The organism is Xenorhabdus sp. SGI240, assembly GCF_040081915.1.
Taxonomy (GTDB): domain Bacteria; phylum Pseudomonadota; class Gammaproteobacteria; order Enterobacterales; family Enterobacteriaceae; genus Xenorhabdus; species Xenorhabdus bakwenae.
Genome location: NZ_JBEBMB010000038.1, coordinates 1 through 2241, shown reverse-complemented (window position 1 = coordinate 2241; position 2241 = coordinate 1). Strand labels below are relative to the sequence as shown.

At 32.4% G+C, this 2241-nt stretch carries 5 protein-coding genes; 1 reads left to right on the top strand and 4 read right to left on the bottom strand.

Annotated elements, in window-relative coordinates; translation table 11 throughout:
• The first annotated feature begins 132 nt into the window (after window positions 1-132).
• Window positions 133-612 (top strand): Hcp family type VI secretion system effector, encoded by a 480-nt coding sequence (locus ABLA76_RS09620; protein WP_348987758.1) that lies wholly within the window; start codon window positions 133-135, stop codon window positions 610-612.
• A gap of 27 nt (window positions 613-639) precedes the next feature.
• Here ABLA76_RS09620 and ABLA76_RS09615 read toward each other — a convergent pair whose 3' ends face one another.
• Genes ABLA76_RS09615 through ABLA76_RS09600 form a run of 4 tightly spaced genes read right to left on the bottom strand, consistent with a single transcriptional unit; the run spans window position 640 to window position 1866 of the window.
• Window positions 640-852: a hypothetical protein gene (locus ABLA76_RS09615; RefSeq protein ID WP_348987757.1), complete on the bottom strand. Its 213-nt coding sequence runs from the start codon at window positions 850-852 to the stop codon at window positions 640-642.
• A 31-nt stretch (window positions 853-883) separates the two neighbouring features.
• On the bottom strand, window positions 884-1417 hold the full coding sequence (locus ABLA76_RS09610) for a hypothetical protein (RefSeq protein WP_348987756.1): 534 nt from the start codon (window positions 1415-1417) through the stop codon (window positions 884-886).
• Window positions 1418-1434: 17 nt separating this feature from the next.
• Window positions 1435-1653 carry a hypothetical protein gene (locus tag ABLA76_RS09605; RefSeq protein WP_348987755.1) on the bottom strand — a complete coding sequence of 73 codons (219 nt, stop codon included), beginning with the start codon at window positions 1651-1653 and terminating at the stop codon, window positions 1435-1437.
• Between the two features lie 12 nt (window positions 1654-1665).
• Entirely contained in the window at window positions 1666-1866 is a 201-nt protein-coding gene (locus ABLA76_RS09600) for a hypothetical protein (RefSeq protein WP_348987754.1), read from the bottom strand.
• Window positions 1867-2241: the final 375 nt, after the last annotated feature.

Here is a 2241-nt window from a genome sequence, read left to right as displayed (position 1 = left end):
AAAAGTATCTCCGGCATATCTTTTGTGTTTTTATGCTACTATTGCAAGTTTTTCTAATATGTTAAATTACCGTTCTCTGGCTTGATGTTCAAACCAGTATTACTTGAATAAAAAACTAGGACGGTAATATTTATGTCATACATGATATATCTAACATTAAATGGTAAGAAGCAGGGCTTAATATCAGCAGGGTGTTCAACTCTTGACTCTATAGGAAATCGGTATCAAAAAGGACACGAAGACCAAATACAAGTATTAAGTTTAGATCACTCGATGACTAGAGACCAAAACGTAAGTCATCATCCAATACAATTCATAAAACCAATAGATAAATCATCACCATTATTATCCCTGGCTATAGATTCTAATGAATCACTGAATGGGGGATTTGTTTTCTATAGAACAAGTTCAGCAGGGCAATTAGAATTTTTCTATGAATTGAAAGTTACAGAAGCGACAATTGTTGATATATCCTGTGTTTATCCAAATTCAATTAACAGCAATGATAAAATGCCATATGAAAAAATACCACTTAAATATAAGTCCATATCGTGGAATCATGTAATTGCAGGAACATCCTCTTATAGCATATGGGATGAAAGAATTTATTAAAAATATTAACTAAGCATATTTTTATGCTTAGTTAGATCTAAATGCAAAATAAGCAGTAAATAATAAAACAATAATAATACCTACCAAAGCTAACAACCCCCAATGATTTGGGAAAACAACAAACACAAAAAGAGACCAAATAAAAGCACATAAAGTCGGAATAAAAGACCATACTATATAAGAATAAACCCCCTTAAGCCATGATAGTATTTCTCTTCTTAACCACCCTTTACTAAACATCTCTTAACTCCTAAATTACATGACTTAAAGTTCAGTTATAACCAACGATGTCCATTATAGCGAAACAAACATCATCTACAGTACTTCCTTTTCCTTTTTGTATTGTTTTAATTCCTTTATTAAATAAAGGTTCAAAAATAAAATAAAACATCTCTATCTTACTAGCATAAAGAGACCAATATAAAACAGGGCATTCTCTTTTTAACTTACTCGCAGATACAGCGACCTTATCAAAGTAACCATAGAATTGAAACGCTAAAGTGATCGCCATTCCAAACTTTCTAAAACCTTCTCTAATAAATGCTTTTTGAATTACTGCCACATAAATAGCTTCTGTTATGGCGGAAACAACAGCAGTCTTTGCCAAACCTGATGTCTTAAATTTAGCTACTAAATACATCATAGTAATAGACGAACTAACTAATTTTCCATGAAGGTCATTTAAAAATGCTTGATCGTGCTCATGAGGCTCTAATAATTTCCCTACGTAAATATCAACAAATTTTTTTATAACATTATTCTCAAATATACCTCCTTTAACTACCGACCACGCAGCAAGAAACATCCTCCCATCTTCTCTATTTAATCTTTGTATACATCCTCATAACCATCAAAAAAATATGAAGTTCTCCATAAGGCTCTCTGCCCTCCTTTTCCTATGGTATGCATTGTCTCCTGCGCAACTTCCCTCACACCGTCAACTGCCCTTTCCAATCTTAAAGCAAAATCAGCTTGAGCTTCTTTTAAAATCCTTTGTGCTTCCTGTACGGCATTTTCATGCCTTTCACTATCGAATCCCATATAAAGCCTCAATCAATGATTAACTTTGTTTTTTTCAAATTTTAATACTAACTCTCTGCCATCCGAAACACGCATTTTAACCATCTCAGTTTGAGTTACTGACAATAATTTAAAGCAGAACATCATCATTACAGCCAGTTTATCCTCAGATCTCGCCGAACTATGAACCATGACATTATTTATTTTTTGCATCAAATCATCTTTCTCATCCATACAACATCTACATTTCTAATTAAAAAATTAATATATCACACTCATATAAAAAGTAACTATACCAACCAAATCCTTAAAAAAGGCAATAACTTGCATTAATTCCCTATAAAAGAAAATACAAGCGCCAAAAATTTTATTTTAGTCAATAAAAAATAACATTGATGGAAGTTTTCGTAAGATAATTACGCAAATTTATTGTTAACAAAATAATATCGGGGCTTTGCCCCGAACCAGAGTTTTGTAACACTGACTACGTGACGGCGGTGCTACAAAACACATCTGGTCCCGTATTTGACCTTAAAATTTCTAAAATTTATTCCCAACTTCGTAGTCATCCTGATTAACCAGCGTATAATACAGGTATTGAATATTAGA